Genomic DNA, 17094 nt, shown 5'->3' on the forward strand with positions numbered 1-17094 from the left:
CTACCTAACCTCGCTAAACAGGTTTCAATATGTTGTGTGATTTAGTTAATTACCAATACTAAAGAAAAAATGATGCCAAAATGTTTTAAAAAGAAAAATTATTCCAATAAATCTATATACCAGAAGCCGGAAAGTGCTGTGGATGAACAAGGTGAATCGTCATCTGTTGTGGTTTTACTTGGAGCATTATAAGTTCTGAATACCTTCTCTCCGATGGTGAAAGTGATTGTATTCTTGAAAATTGGTCCTTCAAATGCAAAAGTATGGAACTCTCCATTTTCGCCACAGGGATCGATATCTGCGGGAAGTTGCCTGATTAAATCAAGGCTGATTACTTTTCCACAAAAATTTTCGAGATTTTGCTGTGTGCAAACAATGATGGTTTTATAGTTCAGGTTTAGGAATTCTTCAATTAAATGTTTTGTATCTTTTTTCCAAAGTGGGAAAATAGCCTTAAGCCCAATTTCTGCTAATTTTTTTTCGCGATAAGTACGTAAGTCTTCTAAAAAGATATCACCAAAAATAGAATGCGTAATACCCTCTTCTTTAAATTTTGAAAGATGATGCTTCATGGTACTGTCGTAGGTTTCCATATCAGGCATTTCGCTCAAACGGATCTGATACAGTGGAATACCAATACTTTCAGCTTGTTTAATTAATAAAGCTTCTCTAACGCCATGCATCGAAACACGGTTGTATTTTTCGGTCACTGTAGTAATCAGGTAACGGATTTCGATAGTAGGATCTTGTAGGGCATAGTGTAAGGCCAGTGTACTGTCTTTACCACCACTCCAATTAAAAATGCAAAGCTTTTTATCTGGCATTGGCTAATATTTCTTTTAATTCTGTAATGCCTTCTACCGCATTTTTCTCAATGCTGATTACATTTTTATAACGTTTTACATCGGGTGTTTTTGGATCGATAATGTATTTGTCGACAAAGGAAGGCACAAAATCAATTAAGCCTGCTGCCGGATAAACGGCCAATGAAGTTCCGATTAGTACAAACAAATCGGCCTGTTTGCAAAGTTTAGCAGCTACCTCGATCATGGGTACAGCTTCGCCAAACCAAACTACATGTGGACGAAGTTGAGAACCTAATTCGCAAAGCTCGCCCATTTTGATTTCTGAACCGATGATGGGATAAGTTAAATCTGCTTTTCTGTCTGATTGTGATTTGGTAATTACGCCATGAAGATGGGTAACTTTGGTAGAGCCTGCCCTTTCGTGCAAATCATCAATGTTTTGGGTAATAATTTCAACGTCGAAGTCTTTTTCCAGCTCGGCAAGCACCTGGTGAGCCAGATTGGGTTTTGCAGCTAAAACCTGTCTTCTTCTTTCATTATAAAATTCTTGTACCAATTCCGGATTTCTCTCCCAAGCCTCGGGGGTGGCCACATCATAAACATTATAGCCTTCCCATAGGCCATCAGAATCCCTAAATGTTTTTAACCCACTTTCGGCACTGATCCCTGCTCCTGTTAAAACAACTAATTTCATTTATTTTATATTTCTAATTCCTGCTGATCTGAAAAGTTTAGCAAGGAGTTCATATTTGCCAAAGCAAGTTTCTCCAAATGTTGTTGTATGTGTACCCTTGTAGTTTTTACTTGTCCATATTTGATGCCCTGTTCCAGAAAAACAAATGTTTATCGAAAATATAACCTTATCATCTTTATCCAAATATAGAATTGCATTTTCTGGGCGCTTACATTCAAATACTAAAATCTTTGATGGATAAGTAGTATAGTTATATCCATATATTATATTAAAAAGTGAGTCGGTTTCCCCATCTGTCAACAAATGTTGTTCGGTAACGATATCATTGTCAATCTTTTCATTTTTTAAATAACAAACCTCTTTTGTCGAATCGCTATTTTTGAATGAAATAAAGACTATTTTTTTTACCCACGAATATGCTTCGTGTTTTTTTACAGATTTTAACTTCCAGTCATATTTATATCCAAACTTACACTGACAAGCTTTAATATACTCTGCTACTGCAGAATCAGTATATTTTTTTTCTTGTGCAATACAGAATGAATAAAAGAAAAGACAAGCGAGCGTTAGTAAGATATGCTTCATGCTAATATTGAGATATTGAGTTTTACAAACTTTTTGGCTATCCTATCATCAGCTTTAAAAATCTCCGGGTGGAACATACAGGCTAAAGCTTCTATACCTTCAACCAGGGTACCTACGCTCGGTTGAGTGAACATATCAAAATCTGCAATATAAACCTGATTATTTTTTACGGCCTCAAGATCGGTCCAGCCTGGTTTTGACGTTAACAGCTCCATTTCTTCCATGCTTCTATTCATATCAAAACCACATGGTGCAATAACCAGAACCTCTGGATTGTATTTCAGGATTTTATCCCATTGGGTTACAATAGAGTCGCCGGCAGGATTAGACAACATATCAACGCCACCGGCTGCTGCAATCTGAAAAGGAATCCAGTGTCCGCAGTTGTAGATCGGTTCGATCCACTCCATTAACATAATCCTTTTTAGTGGTGCACGGTTTGCCCTAAGCTGGTCTAAAATATGATCTGTTTTCTTTTGCAGGCCTGCAAGATAATTTAAAGCCACTTCTTCCTTTCCTAAAGCCCTGGCAATGGTAATGGCACATTCGAAAACATCCTGTAAGTTATTGGGCGATAAAGGCACCAGCGTAGGCTGTTTGCTAAGCTTCATTACAGCTGTTTCGGTACAAACGGTGTCGATATTGCAAACTTCGCATATATCCTGCGTGAAAACCACATCAGGTGCGATGCTTTCCAGCAGTGCATCATCTACCCAATACAAACTTTTGCCCTGTGCTTTGGATGCCGAAAAGATCCGGTCTATTTCGATACTCGAATAGTTTTTGCCTTCTAGTATGCAACGTACAACTTTGGGCTGGTCTGTGGCCTCTTTAGGGCATTCGAATGTTACACCATGCAAGTATTCCTGCAGGCCCATATCGTAAATCATTTTTGTAGCAGCAGGTAAAAAGGAAACAACTTTCATATCTATATTTTATGCGTCATCCTGTCCCGATTTTACATCGGGATCAGGATCTATTTTTAACGTCAGATATCCTTAAAGTCATATCATCTTAGTAGATACTGATCCCGAACATTCGGGACAGCCTGACGTAAGCCCTAAGTTAAAAAAAAATCCTCTTTTGAATCGAATCAAAAGAGGATTTCTATGTTGTTTTCACTTGATTGGTATTATACCAAACAATGGATATTGCTACAACTCTTGTGTTTGCAGTTTTAATACCGGGTATTTTGCTTTTAAAATTTCGAAAGCTCCAAAAAGCAAAGCACCATAAATCATTGTTCCTTCTAAAAATCTAATCTCGAATGGAATAGCTTTAATTAAACAATCTATAAAACCATTTAAGTTTTGTGTATACAGTGGGTTCTTATACCATGAACCGATATCACTTACTATCCAATGAATAAATACAATTACGATTGTAGATAGGAATAAGCTGGCAATATTTACCTTTTTTAATAAGAAACGACCGGCTAAAACCATTAATGCAATTGCAAGGTATGTCCAAAGTTCCTGAACTAAAAACATATCTACATACTGTTTATAGATGGTTGTGTAAAGTACTAAATCGCTTAAAAATAAACTTAACAGCGGAAAAGCAAATGCTTTAAGATGATCTTTAAAATATGCGCCTCCAAATAAAGCTACCGCTCCTATTGATGAAAAATTGGCAAACTTTAATTCATCTGAGTTAAATGTTACCAGCAAACGTAAAGCCGTTATTGCCAATATCATTAACAACAAAATTAAAGTACGTGGATTAAATTTTAAATGAGACATGCTATTTCTGGTTAATATTTAAGCAAAGTTAAATTTTTATTAGCGGATATTAAAACTTACGCCTGTATTAAAGTTGAAGCCAGGTGTATTGTAGCCAATAATTTCAGTGTATTTTTTGTTCAGGATATTTTTGGCATCAAAAAATAATTTCACACGTTTTTTAGCCAAAGCATATTCTACGTATGCATTTAACAAGTAGTATGATGGCATCTCTTCATTTAAATAAGATATAAAATTGGTATCGAAACGTTTGCCAAAATAACGGAAGTTGACACTTGCATATAAATTGCCAGTTGCCTGCGCACCTGCATTAATGCCGAAGGTGTGTTTTGGTCTGCGGATTAAAAAATTGGTTGTTCCTGTATTTCCTTCTACAAAAGCATAGTAACCATTGATATTGAAAACACTAAATTTTGCAGCTGGCTCAACCTCAAAACCCTTATATTTTTGGTTACCCTGATTAATGTAACCTGTGGTATAAACAATGGCGTCAGTTAAATCGCGTTTGAAACCTGTAACACGTAAAGTAAAGGCTTCATCAGCAATGTTTAAGTTTACACCGGCTTCATAATTTTGAGATTTTTCAGGTTTCAAATCCAGATTGGCGCCGTACTGACCGAACAACATATTCAGTGTAGGGACTTTGAAAGCTGTAGATACTGTTCCAAATAATTTTACTTCTTTAATGATGTTAATGCTTGGGGTAATCGAATAAGTATAGTTCTCGCCATATTGATCGTGTTTGTTGTAACGTCCGCCTACTTCGAGGTTAAAAATGCTTAAATCATGTAAAAACAATGATCCGTAAGCGGCGAAGATATTGGTTGTTGGGTTTTTGGTGTCGGTAATCAACTTCATTTTTCTATCGTCGATACCTACCAATAAATCTAATTTATTTCCAAGTTTCTGGTTGTAGAATAGATCAACCACATTAAGCTTTCCGAAGTTTAAAAAATTACTTGGAAAACCTGCATAACTAGACTTTACGTCGTTCGAGTTGCTTTGGTGGCTATAATTTAGCGTTATTTTACCGGTATTGAATTTATATTCAGCGTTAAAGCCTGCACTAAACTGTTTTAAAATAGAATTATTGGCAGGTAAACCATCGGTAAATCCATCTTGATCTATTTTATAATCGCCATAGAAATAACGTAAAAACGGATTAACTGAGAAATTTTTGTCGAGTTTGATCCCGAAATTTGCGTTTAAACCATCAGTTTTAAAACCATCTTTATCAAATATAGCTGTACTTCCTGGTGGTACAGCGGCTTCAGAAATTCCGTCGGTTTTCAAATGGGTATAATTGATGTTGTATGAAAAACCTTCTACGCCACCATTTAAGCCGATCGTTCCTTTGTAAGTTTCGAAGCTTCCGGCACTGGCTACTCCGTAAATGGTATTTCCTTTAGGTCCACCCTTTTTAGTAATGATATTGATTACTCCCGCAACGGCATCAGATCCATAAATGGTAGACTGCCCACCTTTTAGGATTTCGATATGATCAATCTGATCGATTGAGAATAGACGTAAATCGAAAGTTCCGCTAATACTTGCGGGATCGTTCTGTACGATACCATCAATAAGAACCAGGGTGTAGCCACCAAGTGCGCCCCTTGTAAATATACTTTTGTCCTTGCCCTGATTACTATATCCCCCACTGATAACGATACCAGCTTGCTCGTTCAATAAATCAGGTAATGACTTGCCGTTGCTGCGTTCTAATACTTCGCGGCTGATAATGGTTACCACTTTACCTGTTTGTGATTGTTTCTGATCATTTTTAGTTGCAGAAATTACAACATCTTTAAGCTGCAGACTGTCTTGTGTCTGAGCATTAGCCACCTGGCTAATCATTAACTGCGCTAGCCCTAGACCGGCTACAGTTAGCATTCTTTTTTTGTTCATTTGATTGTGGTTTTGCCCACAGCCAACAGATAGAAAAGGAAATGAAAATACGAAAAACGTTAAGTATCTCAATCCTAGCTTCAATCCCCGAAAGCTATGAAATTAAATGCTAAAGGCAGGTCTTCTGACTTACTCCCGTTTTTCTGTCTTCCCGTACCGGATAAGCGGAACAGTGACTTATGGATTGAAAAACGTTATAGAGCTTACAGCTGCGGGACAGTTACAGATTTACACTGTATTCCCTTTTAATCCCAATTTTACATCAGGAACCAAAAGCAGCGCAAATGTAGTAAAAAGAGCGGAGAGAAAGGAGACCAATTAGAAACAGTTTAGCATCTTAATGGCATATAGTTAAAACGGAGTTGGTTCGGGGTTGGTTCGGACTTAAGACAGGGTTGTGACAATAATACCCGAACAAAATGCGAGGTAAATGTGTAGCTAATACTTCCTGATACCTAATCAATTTTACAACAGGTTTAGCTTTAAGGCTAGCGAAACCACAAAAAAAGGCCTGCACCACTGGCAGACCTTTAACTTTGAGAGGTAATTACTGAATGATATTTTAATGAAATATGGCTAAATCAGGGAAATAGATTTTACTAAAATCTGTTGTTACCCCATCACCACCGTATTTGATTTTTTTAACCAAAGCACCAGTTGATGCATTATAGATGAGAAGATAATTTACAGTAGAAGCTGCACCATAACCCTGGATTCCGTTAACTACGATATAATCTTTATTCCGATCGTAACGGACAGCACCGTATACCATAAAAGGATCTTCGGTAATATTGATAAATGGTTGCGATAACGATGTTTTATCACCATCAATATATTTATAAATTGATTTTCCAGCGTGATAAAAAACTGCATTTTCTTTGGTTGACGCGGTAATACGCGTTGGCGCATCAAGACCGAAAGATCCTAAAGCTATTGTTAAGGCAATACCTGTAGTATCTAAATTATTGTCGATTGCGATTAAACGGCTACCTGTTGAAGCCCAAACTTTGCCATTTGGTGTTTGTGCGAATCCACGGTTAATGTTCGAGAAACTTTTAACCAATGAGTAATTGCTCGACGAGATGATTTTTGCTCCATTACTCTGCAACAAATAAACGTTATCTCCTTTTTTCAACATATCGCCTGTATTTACAGCACCAACAGTTGTTAGTTTATTTTGAACGGTAAGTGTATTTAAGTCTATCTGATATACGCCGTCATTTGCACTCACCAAGCCTCTGCTCCCATCAACCTGGATAATACTTCTCCAGTTGCTGGCTTCTTGTATATATCTGGCCTCTTCTTTTAAAGTTTGCTCGTTTATTTTTACAATGGGCCCGTTTATTTTGCTCATCAAATAAATGCTACCGTTAATTATCGACGCAAATTGTAAGGTGCTGGTTTTGGCTGTATTCGATAATATTTTTCCTGGGTTTTCCTTTTCGTATGCCCTGATCGAAAGGGTATCATCGCCATAACGGTAAAAGCTTACTGCACCTGCGCTCTGTCCGTAAGATCCCTCGCCGATTACGAAGAAACCATTTTCATATTTCCCTGCTACCGGATTGGTCTGTATATCTTCTACATTGTCTTTTTTACAAGAATAAAGACCTGTTATTAAAAGAACTGCAGTTACAAATAATGGCTTAAAGTTGAATTGTTTCATAGGGTGTTATTTATTTTTTAAAAGTTTAAGATCTACCGCTCCGCCGAATTCTGTAGAAATCTCACCGATGTAGCGCGAACGGTCGTTATCATTATCTGGACTAAAGGGATTACCGTTACTGTTTTGGCCTGTGTAAACCTTTACAAAGTCGATGCTGCTTAAGGTTACTTTTTTACCTGTGGCATCAACAGCCCAATCGATATCGAAGGTGTTGTATCCTCTGCCAAATTGTTCCTGTAGGCTTGCATATTCGCTCGATCCATTGTCGGCGTAACCAAAGCCCAATGGTTTATTGGTAATGATTTCTCCTGGGGCGAGTGTATTTTTGACCAAGGTTCCGGTAAAGGAAATTTCATTTGTAGTAGCCCATGAAGGGAAATAATCTTGCGTGTGAAATTGATTTTTTAGTACAAGGCCCTCTTTTCCCTGATTGTCCGTCCAGCGGATATCATCAGTTAATTTCGATGGTTTGTAATAGGTGATTTTGTAATTCTTGATGGTAGCCTGATCGTTATATTCACTTCCGGCTAGTTCGTACCAAACATCATCTGGCAAACCGTTTTTATTCAGATCTTGCATTACACATACAATGCCTGGCTCTGAAAATTCCATGCCAACACCGATAAGCGGATTGCCGTAAATACCAAGGTCTGCTCCAGTTGCATTGGTTATACTGTGATCGAAGCCGAATATAATATAACCGCCAAAACCTCCCAGTGAAACCAGGCCATTACCTGCGTTGCCAATTAGGATATCAGCTTTAACAAGGTCGTTGGTAAATTGCCCTGGAGCTTGCTTAAATTCATATATTTTATTGAGGTATGGCGATTGGTTAACCGTAGGTTTATCTCCTTCCCCATCTTTATCAACTGCATTTTCCTTCTTACAGGAAAGAAGTACAGCAGATAAAAGTGCTAAGCTTACTATTGATTTTATTTTCATCAGCTTATTTATTAATGCCCAGATCTACTGCGCCTTTAACTTCGGTTGAAACTTCTCCAAGGAGTGTATTTCCTTTTTCTCTTTGCCCGGTATAAACTTTTACGAAATCGATGGTTTGCAATACGATTTTCTTCCCGGTTTGATCAACGGCCCAATCAAGATCTAAACTGTTGTATCTTTTAGTGGCATAATCATCTGCTATCGACCAACTATCGGTATAACCCCATGCAAATGCACTGTTAATGAAAATGCTGCCGTTTTTGCCCCAGGTGGATGGAAGCAAGGTGCCTTTTAATGTTAATTTTTCCTGGTTAGGGGCAAATTCAGGGTAGAAATTGTGTTTGTGAAAATTGTTTACATCGTAGGTTCCGCTGCCGCCTTGATTGTCTGTCCAGCTTACATTGGCAAAACCTTTCGGGTTGATGTAGGTAATTTCGTAGTTTTTAACCGTAAGTGGGTTGTTGTATTCGCTGCCGGCGAGCTCATACCATTCATCATCTGGTTTACCGTTTCCATTCGCATCCTGACTCACCATTACGATCCCTGGCTCAGCAAAAGGAGTTGTACCACCGATCGGATTACCATAAATGGCGAGATCGGCACCTGTATTGTTTACTACCGAGTGATCGAATCCAAAAATCACATAACCCCCAAAACCGCCAAGGGTAACCATACTGGTTTTACTTACATCGCCAATAATTTTTTGTGCACCTGCTAGGCTTCCTAAACCTTCGTTGATAAACTGGCCAGGTGCAGGTAAATATTCAAAAACAGTAGTGATAAATTTTGTACTGTTTGGGGTGATTTCTACTACAGGAACCGGAACACTTACCGTGTATTTATGCGAAAATGATCCTGCGCTGTTACTTGCAGTATATTCAATTACATAAGTGCCAGCTTTTAATGGAGTAAAGTCGTAGTTATAGGTACTGCTTACTACTGTGCCATCAAGTTTCCATTGGTGAGTAAAGCCTTTTCCATTATTTGTTCCAGCTGCAAAGGCAGTTTTGGTATTCACTTGCCCGGTCATCGTTTCTCCTTTAATAAAGAGGTTAACATCAGGAACGGCTTCATTATTTTTTTTACAGCTATATGCCAGTGTAGCAACACCAAGCATTAATATGAGGTAACTTGTTTTCATTTATGTGTTTTGTAATCGTGTTTATTCTATGTGTAATTGTTAATGTGCTTTTTATTCGTATTTATAATTGTAATTGAATACAGCATGTTGTGGCAATGCGCCAGTCTCAAAACTGAATTTTACTTTTCCATCTGTTCCAATACAGTATGCTGATCCTGTGGTGCTGCCATAACTGTTAGCATCTGCAACGATCACTTCTTTATTGAATGGATTTATAGTTAATCCGTACGGTATATTTATGTTCTGACCACTTGTAATTAAATTTGCACCAATGGCACCAGTTACGGTATTAAACGATTTAATTTCAGGGTTGGAGTAAATATCTTTAGCTACATAAGCAGTTGAACCATTAATGGCAATTATGCCCAGATCATAACTGTACGAACCTGTTTTGGTATCGCTGACACTATTAATTCTATCGACTGAGGGGTCGTTATTGATGATATAATCGTTCCAGCACACCACAAATAAATCACCGTTATCTGCAGTTTGTATTCTTACCGGGTTATTGTTTACGGTAATGTCTTTAGTTTTAGTAAAGGTTGCGAGATCAATTACCGATACTTTGTTTTTAGCTCCATTTTGGTAAAAAGGGTGTGATGAATTGCACACATATAGTTTCCCATTAGCTATTGCCAATTGTTCAAGTCCTTCTGAAAGCATTATTTCACCATCAATTGCCATTGTTGCGGTATCGATACGGCTCACTTTACCATCATAACGCGATACATAAGCTTTGTTTTTATAAAAGGCAACAAACCTTGGTATATAACCATCAGTTGCTGAATTGAATGAAATCCTTTTTAGCGATTTGCAGGTTTTGATATCAATAATATCCAGAAAAGATTGTTTGGTGCCTTGTATGCCTGCTACAACACAGTACATCTTACTGCCATATTGCTGTAAATCGTTTGCGGTTTCGCCGAGCGATGTACCATTTACCTGTTTGTAATAATCGGCTACTGTTGCTTTTGTCGCAATATCATAGTAAGAAATAGCACTGTTGCCGTTACCCATTAATCCTTCGCAGAGCATATAAATGCCTTTGGTATCTGTAATGATCTGTTTTTTTTCCACTATTTCTGTTCTATCCTTTTTACAGGCTGAAATAGAAACGGCCGTTGCGGCGAGGATAATTAAAATGTGTTTTTTGTAAAATTTGCTCATGGTTTATATTTAATTTGTAAATGCAATGTGTGCGGGGATATCGCCGGTAGTAACCGACCATTTTAATCGCCCTTCGGGGCTATAACAGTGTAATTTGCCTGGGCTAACATAATCTTTGGCATCGGTTACGTAAACGTCCTTACTAATGGGGTTAACCGCAATTCCGTAAGGAATTTTAATGTCTTTTTCAGTGCCATCACTGATGAATTTGCGATCCATCACGGTTTCATCTTTCGTATTGATCATGTTGTAAGTAATCCTGTTCTTGCCTTCGATGTAATTCCATTCGGTGCTGTAGATGTAGGCGTAATCATCATCTATCACGAGGTTGCTGGCCGCAATATTGAATACCTTTTTAATCTGATCGGTTTGGGTATCAATTACAAAAAGCTTAGCGGGAATCGTGTAATAATCTCCTCTTGAAGTGACATACAGATCGCCATAACGGTCGGCCTTTATACGGCTGAGATTAATAGCAACTTCAATCCTTTTAATTTCAGTAAAACTGGGAAGATCGATTACCGAAACGGTGTGTTCGTAATCTGGTGGACTATATCCTCCAGAATTGGCTACATAAAGTTTGGTGCCCATAATGGCCATTTCTTCTGGTTGCCTGCCTACTTCAATAGTACGATTTACCCTTAGTGCTGTAGTATCAATTTCAGCCACTATCCCATTGGGGGCCTTCGGATCGCCAACTTTACCTAAATAAGCACTTACATACGCTTTTCCATTACTGAATGTGATGTAACGGCAGTTGGTGATATTGATCTGGCCGATTTTTTTACCGGTTTTAATATTCAGTACCTCAACCTTGTTCGATATGTTAACCACCACATAAAGTTTGCTCCCATATCGGCCAATATCATTCCCCACATCGCCCAAACCTTTGGTTACTTCCGGATTAACCTGATTGTACAGGTTACGGGTGTAAATACCGTTTACGAGGTCCATATAATCAAGCGAAGCTTTATTCATGTTCATATTGCCTTCATTCACCAGATAAAAACCTTTAATGACTGATGTTGGCTCTGGCTCTACCTTCGTAATTTCGGAGGGTAAAGGCTGCGGATCTTTTCTGCAAGCGCTGATAATCACCATAAGAAAGGCCAAAATATATATCGGAAACTTTAAATGCCTCATAATTTATAGGTTAATGTTAATCTGTAGTTTCTGCCCGGCATCGGGAAGTTTGGAATAATATCATAGTATTGGTTAAGCAGGTTATTTACCTCGCCATTGATGTTTACACTTCCTTTTTTTAATTTAAACTCATAACCAATTGCTGCGTCGTGGGTATACCATGGCTCCATGTAATTGTAAATGTTGTTTGCTTTTTGGTTGTAACGGAATCCGGTGTAAATAAAGCCGTAGTTGGCATGCCAATTATGGTAATCTAAGCGGGCTAAAAAAGAACCACTATTTTCAGGGATGTAAGGAATTTGATCTTTATAAGTTTCTTCAAGTTTTGAAGTCACATCCACAGCTTGCTGGTAAGTATAATTGATGCCTATGTTGAGCATGAAATCATTAAGTGGTTCGAATGCTGTTTTTGCATTAAGCTCTAAACCACGTATATCAACCAGACCAATGTTGTACATTATCCAACGGTATAGGTTGGCACCAGGTTGTGCTACAATTTTATCTTTTACGCGGTTGTAATAAACATCCGATTGGATATCGATAAACTTTATCTTCTGGTTTTTGAAGCTTTTGAAATAGGTTACACCAAAATCATACTGTTTAGTGTACTCGGGATTTAACAGGGTATTGCCGATGAAAGTATAGTATAGATCGTTAAAGGTGGGCATCCTGAATATATCCTTATAAAATGCACGGATTCTGATATCCCGATCCTTTAACACTTTCCATGAGAGCATAACGGTTGGACTAAAAACCTGCTTTTTACCCGATGAGGAATAAAGTTTTACCCGATCGACTACGGTTGTGCTGAGCAGGTTTGCGTGGATATTAAGCTGCTCAAAGGCTATAGATGAGCTTAAAACATTTAAAAAAGTATTTCGATTTGGATAAGGAAACCTGTAAATATTGGCATCCAAAGTCTGGAAGGTATAATCAGATGCATAAGCGGCCTCCCAAACCGAATTGATTTTGTATTTGGCAGCAATCGATAAGTAAGCCTCCTGCTCTTTAAACCGGTTATCTAAAAAACCTGTCGTGGTTACATAATCGGGATCGAGGTAACGTTGATATATATAAGCATATTTACCGTTTACCATAATGGTGAATTTGTTAGAAAAACTTTTCTCTGCGCTCCCCTGAACAAAGAAATCGCGATCCCATATTCTTTGCTTAAAATCGAACCTGTTGGCTACAATTGCACCTGGTAATCCCCTGTCTGATAAAAATGAATAGGCCTGTGCGTGCCATTTCCCATTTCTAAACTTACCAAACAATGCAGCCTGTAGACGAAAGCGCTCTACATCCCCATTATTTCTTACTGCAGTGGTATCGAAAACACCATTGGTATACCTGAATTTATATCTACCATCGGCATGTATATATTCGGTATTGATACTCGCCTTTAGCTTTTCATTAATCTTATATTGATAAACGAGAGCAGGATTGATCAGACCGAATGATCCGCTTTTTAAAGCCAGTTCTATTTTTTGATTTTGTTTTTTTTCGAAATCGGGATCTTTGGTTTTGAGATAAATACTGCTTGCAGCCGAATAACTTTTTGCCGGAACCAATAATTCGGGCTTTTGGCCACTGTACAAAGAAATTTCTTCGAGATTGTTCAGCGAGAATTTTCCTAAATCTACTTGACCGTTCTGTGCATTGCCAATCTGGATTCCATCCAGAAAAACTGCGGTGTGATTGGTACCTAAACTGCGTACATTCACCGTTTTCATCCCACCTATTCCGCCGTAATCTTTCAACTGCACACCTGAAAGATAGCGTATGACATCGGCAACAGATAAGCTATTGATTCTTTTAAGGTCTTCGGCAGATAGGATTTGTACCGGTGTAGGCGATTTGCTTTGTTCAGTTAAGCGGTATTCTCTAATCTGAACTTCTTTCAGTTGCGTTGCTTTTTTGGTGCTGTCAGTTTGTGCCCTGGCATTTAAAGGCAATAGAAATCCTGTCCATAAAATGGAAGAATATAGAAAAAACTGCATTTTGCCCGCATAGGCAGAATGTTTACTTGTCATTTTGATTGTGAGTTTAACCCACAGCCAACAGATGGAAAAGAAATGAAATACGAATACGTAAGTACATCACCCCTTAGCTTCAATCCCCGAAAGCTATGAAATATAATGCTAAGGCAGGTCTTCTGACTTACTCCCGGGTTTCCGGCCTTCCCATCCCGACGAGTCGGAACAGTGGCAGATTGATTGGAAATCCGTTAAGGAGCTTACAGCTGCGGGACAGTTACAGATTTACACTGTATTCCCTTTTAATTCCGGGTGTAAAGCCGGAAACCAAAAGCGCTGCAAAACTAGCAAAATTAAACAACATGTAAAATGGATGATGGAAAATGGTGATTTTAACAGAAAAGACTAAATTAGGAATCAAATTTTCACTTATGAAAAGAATATTAATTGTTGCTTTTTCATTAATAAGCCTATCTGTTATGGCGCAAAAAACCGATACTGTTTTTCTGAAGAAACTGATGGAAACCAGGCCAGAACTTTTTTCTGCGGTACTCAATCATCCTGATCAAAACCAGATCCAGATTCTTTATACACAGGTTAACCGAGATGCGAAGAATAAACCTACATTTAAAACCTTTAGTTACAATCTCGATCCGCATCATTATTTTTATCCTGCAAGTACGGTTAAACTTGCTGCAGTCATTTTTGCTTTAGAGAAAGTAAACCGGTTGAAAAATACAGGTTTAACAATTAAAAGTGCGATGATTATAGATAGTGCCTATAAAGGACAAACGAAGGTTTTGACAGATACAAGTGCTAAAAATGGGCTTCCATCAATAGAACATTACGTTAAAAAGATTTTGCTTACCAGTGATAATGATGCCTTTAACCGTTTATTCGAGTTTGTTGGTCGTGCCGAAATTAATGAAAAACTGAAAGCGAACGGATTATACGATAGCCGTATTTTAAACCGTCTGGCCATTGGCGACGCAGGAGAATCTGCGAAACATACCAATCCCATCAAATTTTACAATGGTGAACAATTGGTGTATGATCAACCGGCGCAGTACGACCCAAAAGCGTATGAATTGAAATTAAGCAACCTGGTAATGGGTACCGGATACATGGACAGCACCGACAAGCTGGTAAACAAACCTTTCAGTTTAGCGGGGAAAAATGCTTTCGCCATTAACGATCAACAAAAACTCATGCAGAAATTGATCTTTCCTGAGGCTTTTCCGGCTAAAGAAAGATTTAACCTTAGCAAAGCGGATTATAAACTCATTTATACTTATATGAGCAAGTACCCAACGGAAAGTGATTTTCCTAAATACGATCCGAAAGCGTTTTGGCCAACCTATGCCAAGATGTTGTATTATGGTAGAGAACAGGTAACGCCAGATCCAAATATCCGCATTTTCAATAAATATGGTGATAGTTACGGCTACATTATCGATAACTCCTATTTTGTTGATTTTAAAAACGGAATTGAATATTTCTTAACCGCAGTTGTGCAGAGCAATGAGGATGGTATCTTCAACGACAATAAATACGAGTACGAAACGGTTTGTTTCCCTTTCATGAAAAATCTGGGAAGAACGATTTACGAATTGGAACTAAAAAGAACTAAAAAACAGAAGCCCGATTTAAGTAAGTTCAAAATGGATTATGCTTATTAAAAACCTTTCCCATCTTTTTAGGTTTATAGCGTATTAATTGTATAAAAAACTATACATTAATTAAAAAATAATATATTCGCATTTCAAATAAAAGAATACATCTCTAATGGCTAAATTATTAATAATTGACGATGAGCGCGCGATAAGGAGTACCCTACGCGAAATTCTGGAGTACGAAAATTACGATGTTGAAGATATCGATAACGGTATCGATGGCCTCGAAATGATCAAAAAAGGAAATTTCGACCTGGTACTTTGTGATATCAAGATGAATAAGATGGATGGTATGGAAGTGCTCGAGCAGGCACAGATCATTAAACCCGATTTGCCATTCATTATGATATCTGGTCATGGAACAGTTGAAACTGCCATTGAAGCCAGTAAAAAAGGAGCTTTCGATTTTATTTCGAAACCACCAGATTTAAACCGGTTATTAATTACGGTCCGTAATGGTTTAGACCGTGGAAATTTAGTTACTGAAACCAAGGTTTTAAAACGTAAAGCGAGTAAAACCCGTGAAATTTTAGGCGAATCGGAAAGCATTTCTAAAATTAAAGAAACCATAGAACGTGTGGCTCCTACCGAAGCACGTGTATTAATTACTGGTGCAAATGGTAGTGGTAAGGAGTTGGTAGCTAGGTGGTTACATGAAAAATCGAACCGCGCCGATAGCCCTTTAATCGAAGTGAATTGTGCGGCTATTCCATCAGAACTGATTGAGAGCGAGTTGTTTGGTCACGAGAAAGGTTCATTTACCTCTGCTGTTAAACAACGCATCGGTAAATTTGAACTGGCTAATGGCGGTACTTTATTTTTAGATGAGATTGGCGATATGAGCCTTTCTGCCCAGGCAAAGGTTTTACGTGCCCTACAAGAGCATAAAATTTCGCGTGTAGGTGGTGAAAAGGAAATTGAAGTAAATGTTCGTGTTTTAGCGGCAACCAATAAAGATTTATTGAAAGAAATCGAAGATGGTAACTTCCGTATGGATTTGTACCACCGGTTAAATGTAATCAATATCCATGTTCCACATTTAACGGAACGTACCGATGATATTCCGGTTATTGCCCAGAACTTTTTAGAGAATATCTGCAGCGATTATGGGATGCCTGTTAAGAAAATAAATGATGGCGGTATGGCTGCTTTACAAGCTTTGCCCTGGACAGGTAATGTGCGTGAGCTGCATAATATGATTGAGCGTTTGATTATTTTGAGCGATAAGGTAATTACCGAAAATGATGTACGTGCATTCGCTAATCCAGGCGGCGGTACAAACATTGGTGCTGCAACCAGTGCACAGATTGCAGGTGCGGGAGGATCAGCCTTAGCTTCTTCTTTCGATTCGTTCAATAATTTTCAGGATTATAAAGATCATGCAGAGCGCGAATTTATCAAATTCAAGCTGGAGAAAAACAATTGGAACGTATCAAAAACAGCTGATGAGATTGATATCCAGAGAAGCCATTTGTACAGCAAAATTGAGAAATTTGGTTTAAAAAGAGCTGAGTAACTGATTAAATTTAAAAGTTTTGAGGTTGGAATGTTTTAAGGTTGTCCGAGAACATTCCAACTTTTTTATTTATACATATAGACAAATCGTCATCTCGACTGAAGTGCAACGGAATGGAGATATCTATGAGTAATATCC

14 protein-coding genes and 2 riboswitches are annotated in these 17094 nt (G+C 38.0%); of the genes, 2 read left to right on the forward strand and 12 right to left on the reverse strand.

The annotated features are described in order from the left end of the window. Window positions 1-98: 98 nt before the first annotated feature. From AC07VK_RS04800 to AC07VK_RS04855, 12 genes are all read right to left on the reverse strand, one after another. Window positions 99-824, reverse strand: a complete 726-nt coding sequence (locus AC07VK_RS04800) for a Dph6-related ATP pyrophosphatase (RefSeq protein WP_492958719.1) — start codon at window positions 822-824, stop codon at window positions 99-101. Further along, entirely contained in the window at window positions 814-1500 is a 687-nt protein-coding gene (locus AC07VK_RS04805; protein WP_492958721.1) for an SIR2 family NAD-dependent protein deacylase, read from the reverse strand. Before AC07VK_RS04805 ends, AC07VK_RS04800 begins: the two co-directional genes overlap by 11 nt. Next, window positions 1501-2085, reverse strand: a complete 585-nt coding sequence (locus AC07VK_RS04810) for a hypothetical protein (RefSeq protein WP_492958723.1) — start codon at window positions 2083-2085, stop codon at window positions 1501-1503. Then, window positions 2082-3011, reverse strand: coding sequence for an ABC transporter substrate-binding protein (locus tag AC07VK_RS04815; protein WP_492958725.1), 930 nt, complete (start codon window positions 3009-3011; stop codon window positions 2082-2084). The genes AC07VK_RS04810 and AC07VK_RS04815 overlap by 4 nt, the downstream gene beginning before the upstream one ends. 228 nt (window positions 3012-3239) lie before the next feature. Further along, the gene (locus tag AC07VK_RS04820) at window positions 3240-3827 is read right to left on the reverse strand and encodes a DUF6580 family putative transport protein (RefSeq protein WP_492953519.1); all 588 of its coding nucleotides are present in this window, start codon (window positions 3825-3827) and stop codon (window positions 3240-3242) included. 39 nt (window positions 3828-3866) lie between these two features. Continuing rightward, window positions 3867-5732 carry a TonB-dependent receptor plug domain-containing protein gene (locus tag AC07VK_RS04825; RefSeq protein ID WP_492958727.1) on the reverse strand — a complete coding sequence of 622 codons (1866 nt, stop codon included), beginning with the start codon at window positions 5730-5732 and terminating at the stop codon, window positions 3867-3869. A 97-nt stretch (window positions 5733-5829) separates the two neighbouring features. Beyond that, a riboswitch (cobalamin riboswitch) is annotated at window positions 5830-6021 on the reverse strand. 273 nt (window positions 6022-6294) lie between these two features. Next, window positions 6295-7398: a DUF5074 domain-containing protein gene (locus AC07VK_RS04830; RefSeq protein WP_492958729.1), complete on the reverse strand. Its 1104-nt coding sequence runs from the start codon at window positions 7396-7398 to the stop codon at window positions 6295-6297. Window positions 7399-7404: 6 nt separating this feature from the next. Further along, window positions 7405-8340: a PKD domain-containing protein gene (locus AC07VK_RS04835; RefSeq protein WP_492958731.1), complete on the reverse strand. Its 936-nt coding sequence runs from the start codon at window positions 8338-8340 to the stop codon at window positions 7405-7407. 4 nt (window positions 8341-8344) lie between these two features. Continuing rightward, entirely contained in the window at window positions 8345-9481 is a 1137-nt protein-coding gene (locus tag AC07VK_RS04840) for a PKD domain-containing protein (RefSeq protein WP_492958733.1), read from the reverse strand. Window positions 9482-9532: 51 nt separating this feature from the next. Beyond that, window positions 9533-10648, reverse strand: a complete 1116-nt coding sequence (locus AC07VK_RS04845) for a DUF5074 domain-containing protein (protein ID WP_492958735.1) — start codon at window positions 10646-10648, stop codon at window positions 9533-9535. A 9-nt stretch (window positions 10649-10657) separates the two neighbouring features. Beyond that, window positions 10658-11791 (reverse strand): YncE family protein, encoded by a 1134-nt coding sequence (locus tag AC07VK_RS04850; RefSeq protein ID WP_492958737.1) that lies wholly within the window; start codon window positions 11789-11791, stop codon window positions 10658-10660. Beyond that, on the reverse strand, window positions 11788-13824 hold the full coding sequence (locus tag AC07VK_RS04855; RefSeq protein WP_492958739.1) for a TonB-dependent receptor plug domain-containing protein: 2037 nt from the start codon (window positions 13822-13824) through the stop codon (window positions 11788-11790). Before AC07VK_RS04855 ends, AC07VK_RS04850 begins: the two co-directional genes overlap by 4 nt. Window positions 13825-13919: 95 nt before the next feature. Then, a riboswitch (cobalamin riboswitch) is annotated at window positions 13920-14115 on the reverse strand. A gap of 83 nt (window positions 14116-14198) precedes the next feature. Between AC07VK_RS04855 and AC07VK_RS04860 the strand changes: the two genes are divergently transcribed. Next, complete coding sequence (locus tag AC07VK_RS04860; RefSeq protein WP_492958741.1) at window positions 14199-15446, forward strand: serine hydrolase; 1248 nt, start codon at window positions 14199-14201, stop codon at window positions 15444-15446. Between the two features lie 106 nt (window positions 15447-15552). Next, window positions 15553-16956, forward strand: a complete 1404-nt coding sequence (locus tag AC07VK_RS04865) for a sigma-54-dependent transcriptional regulator (protein ID WP_492953528.1) — start codon at window positions 15553-15555, stop codon at window positions 16954-16956. Window positions 16957-17094 lie beyond the last annotated feature (138 nt).

Source organism: Pedobacter sp. GW821-FHT01D05 (genome assembly GCF_059422505.1).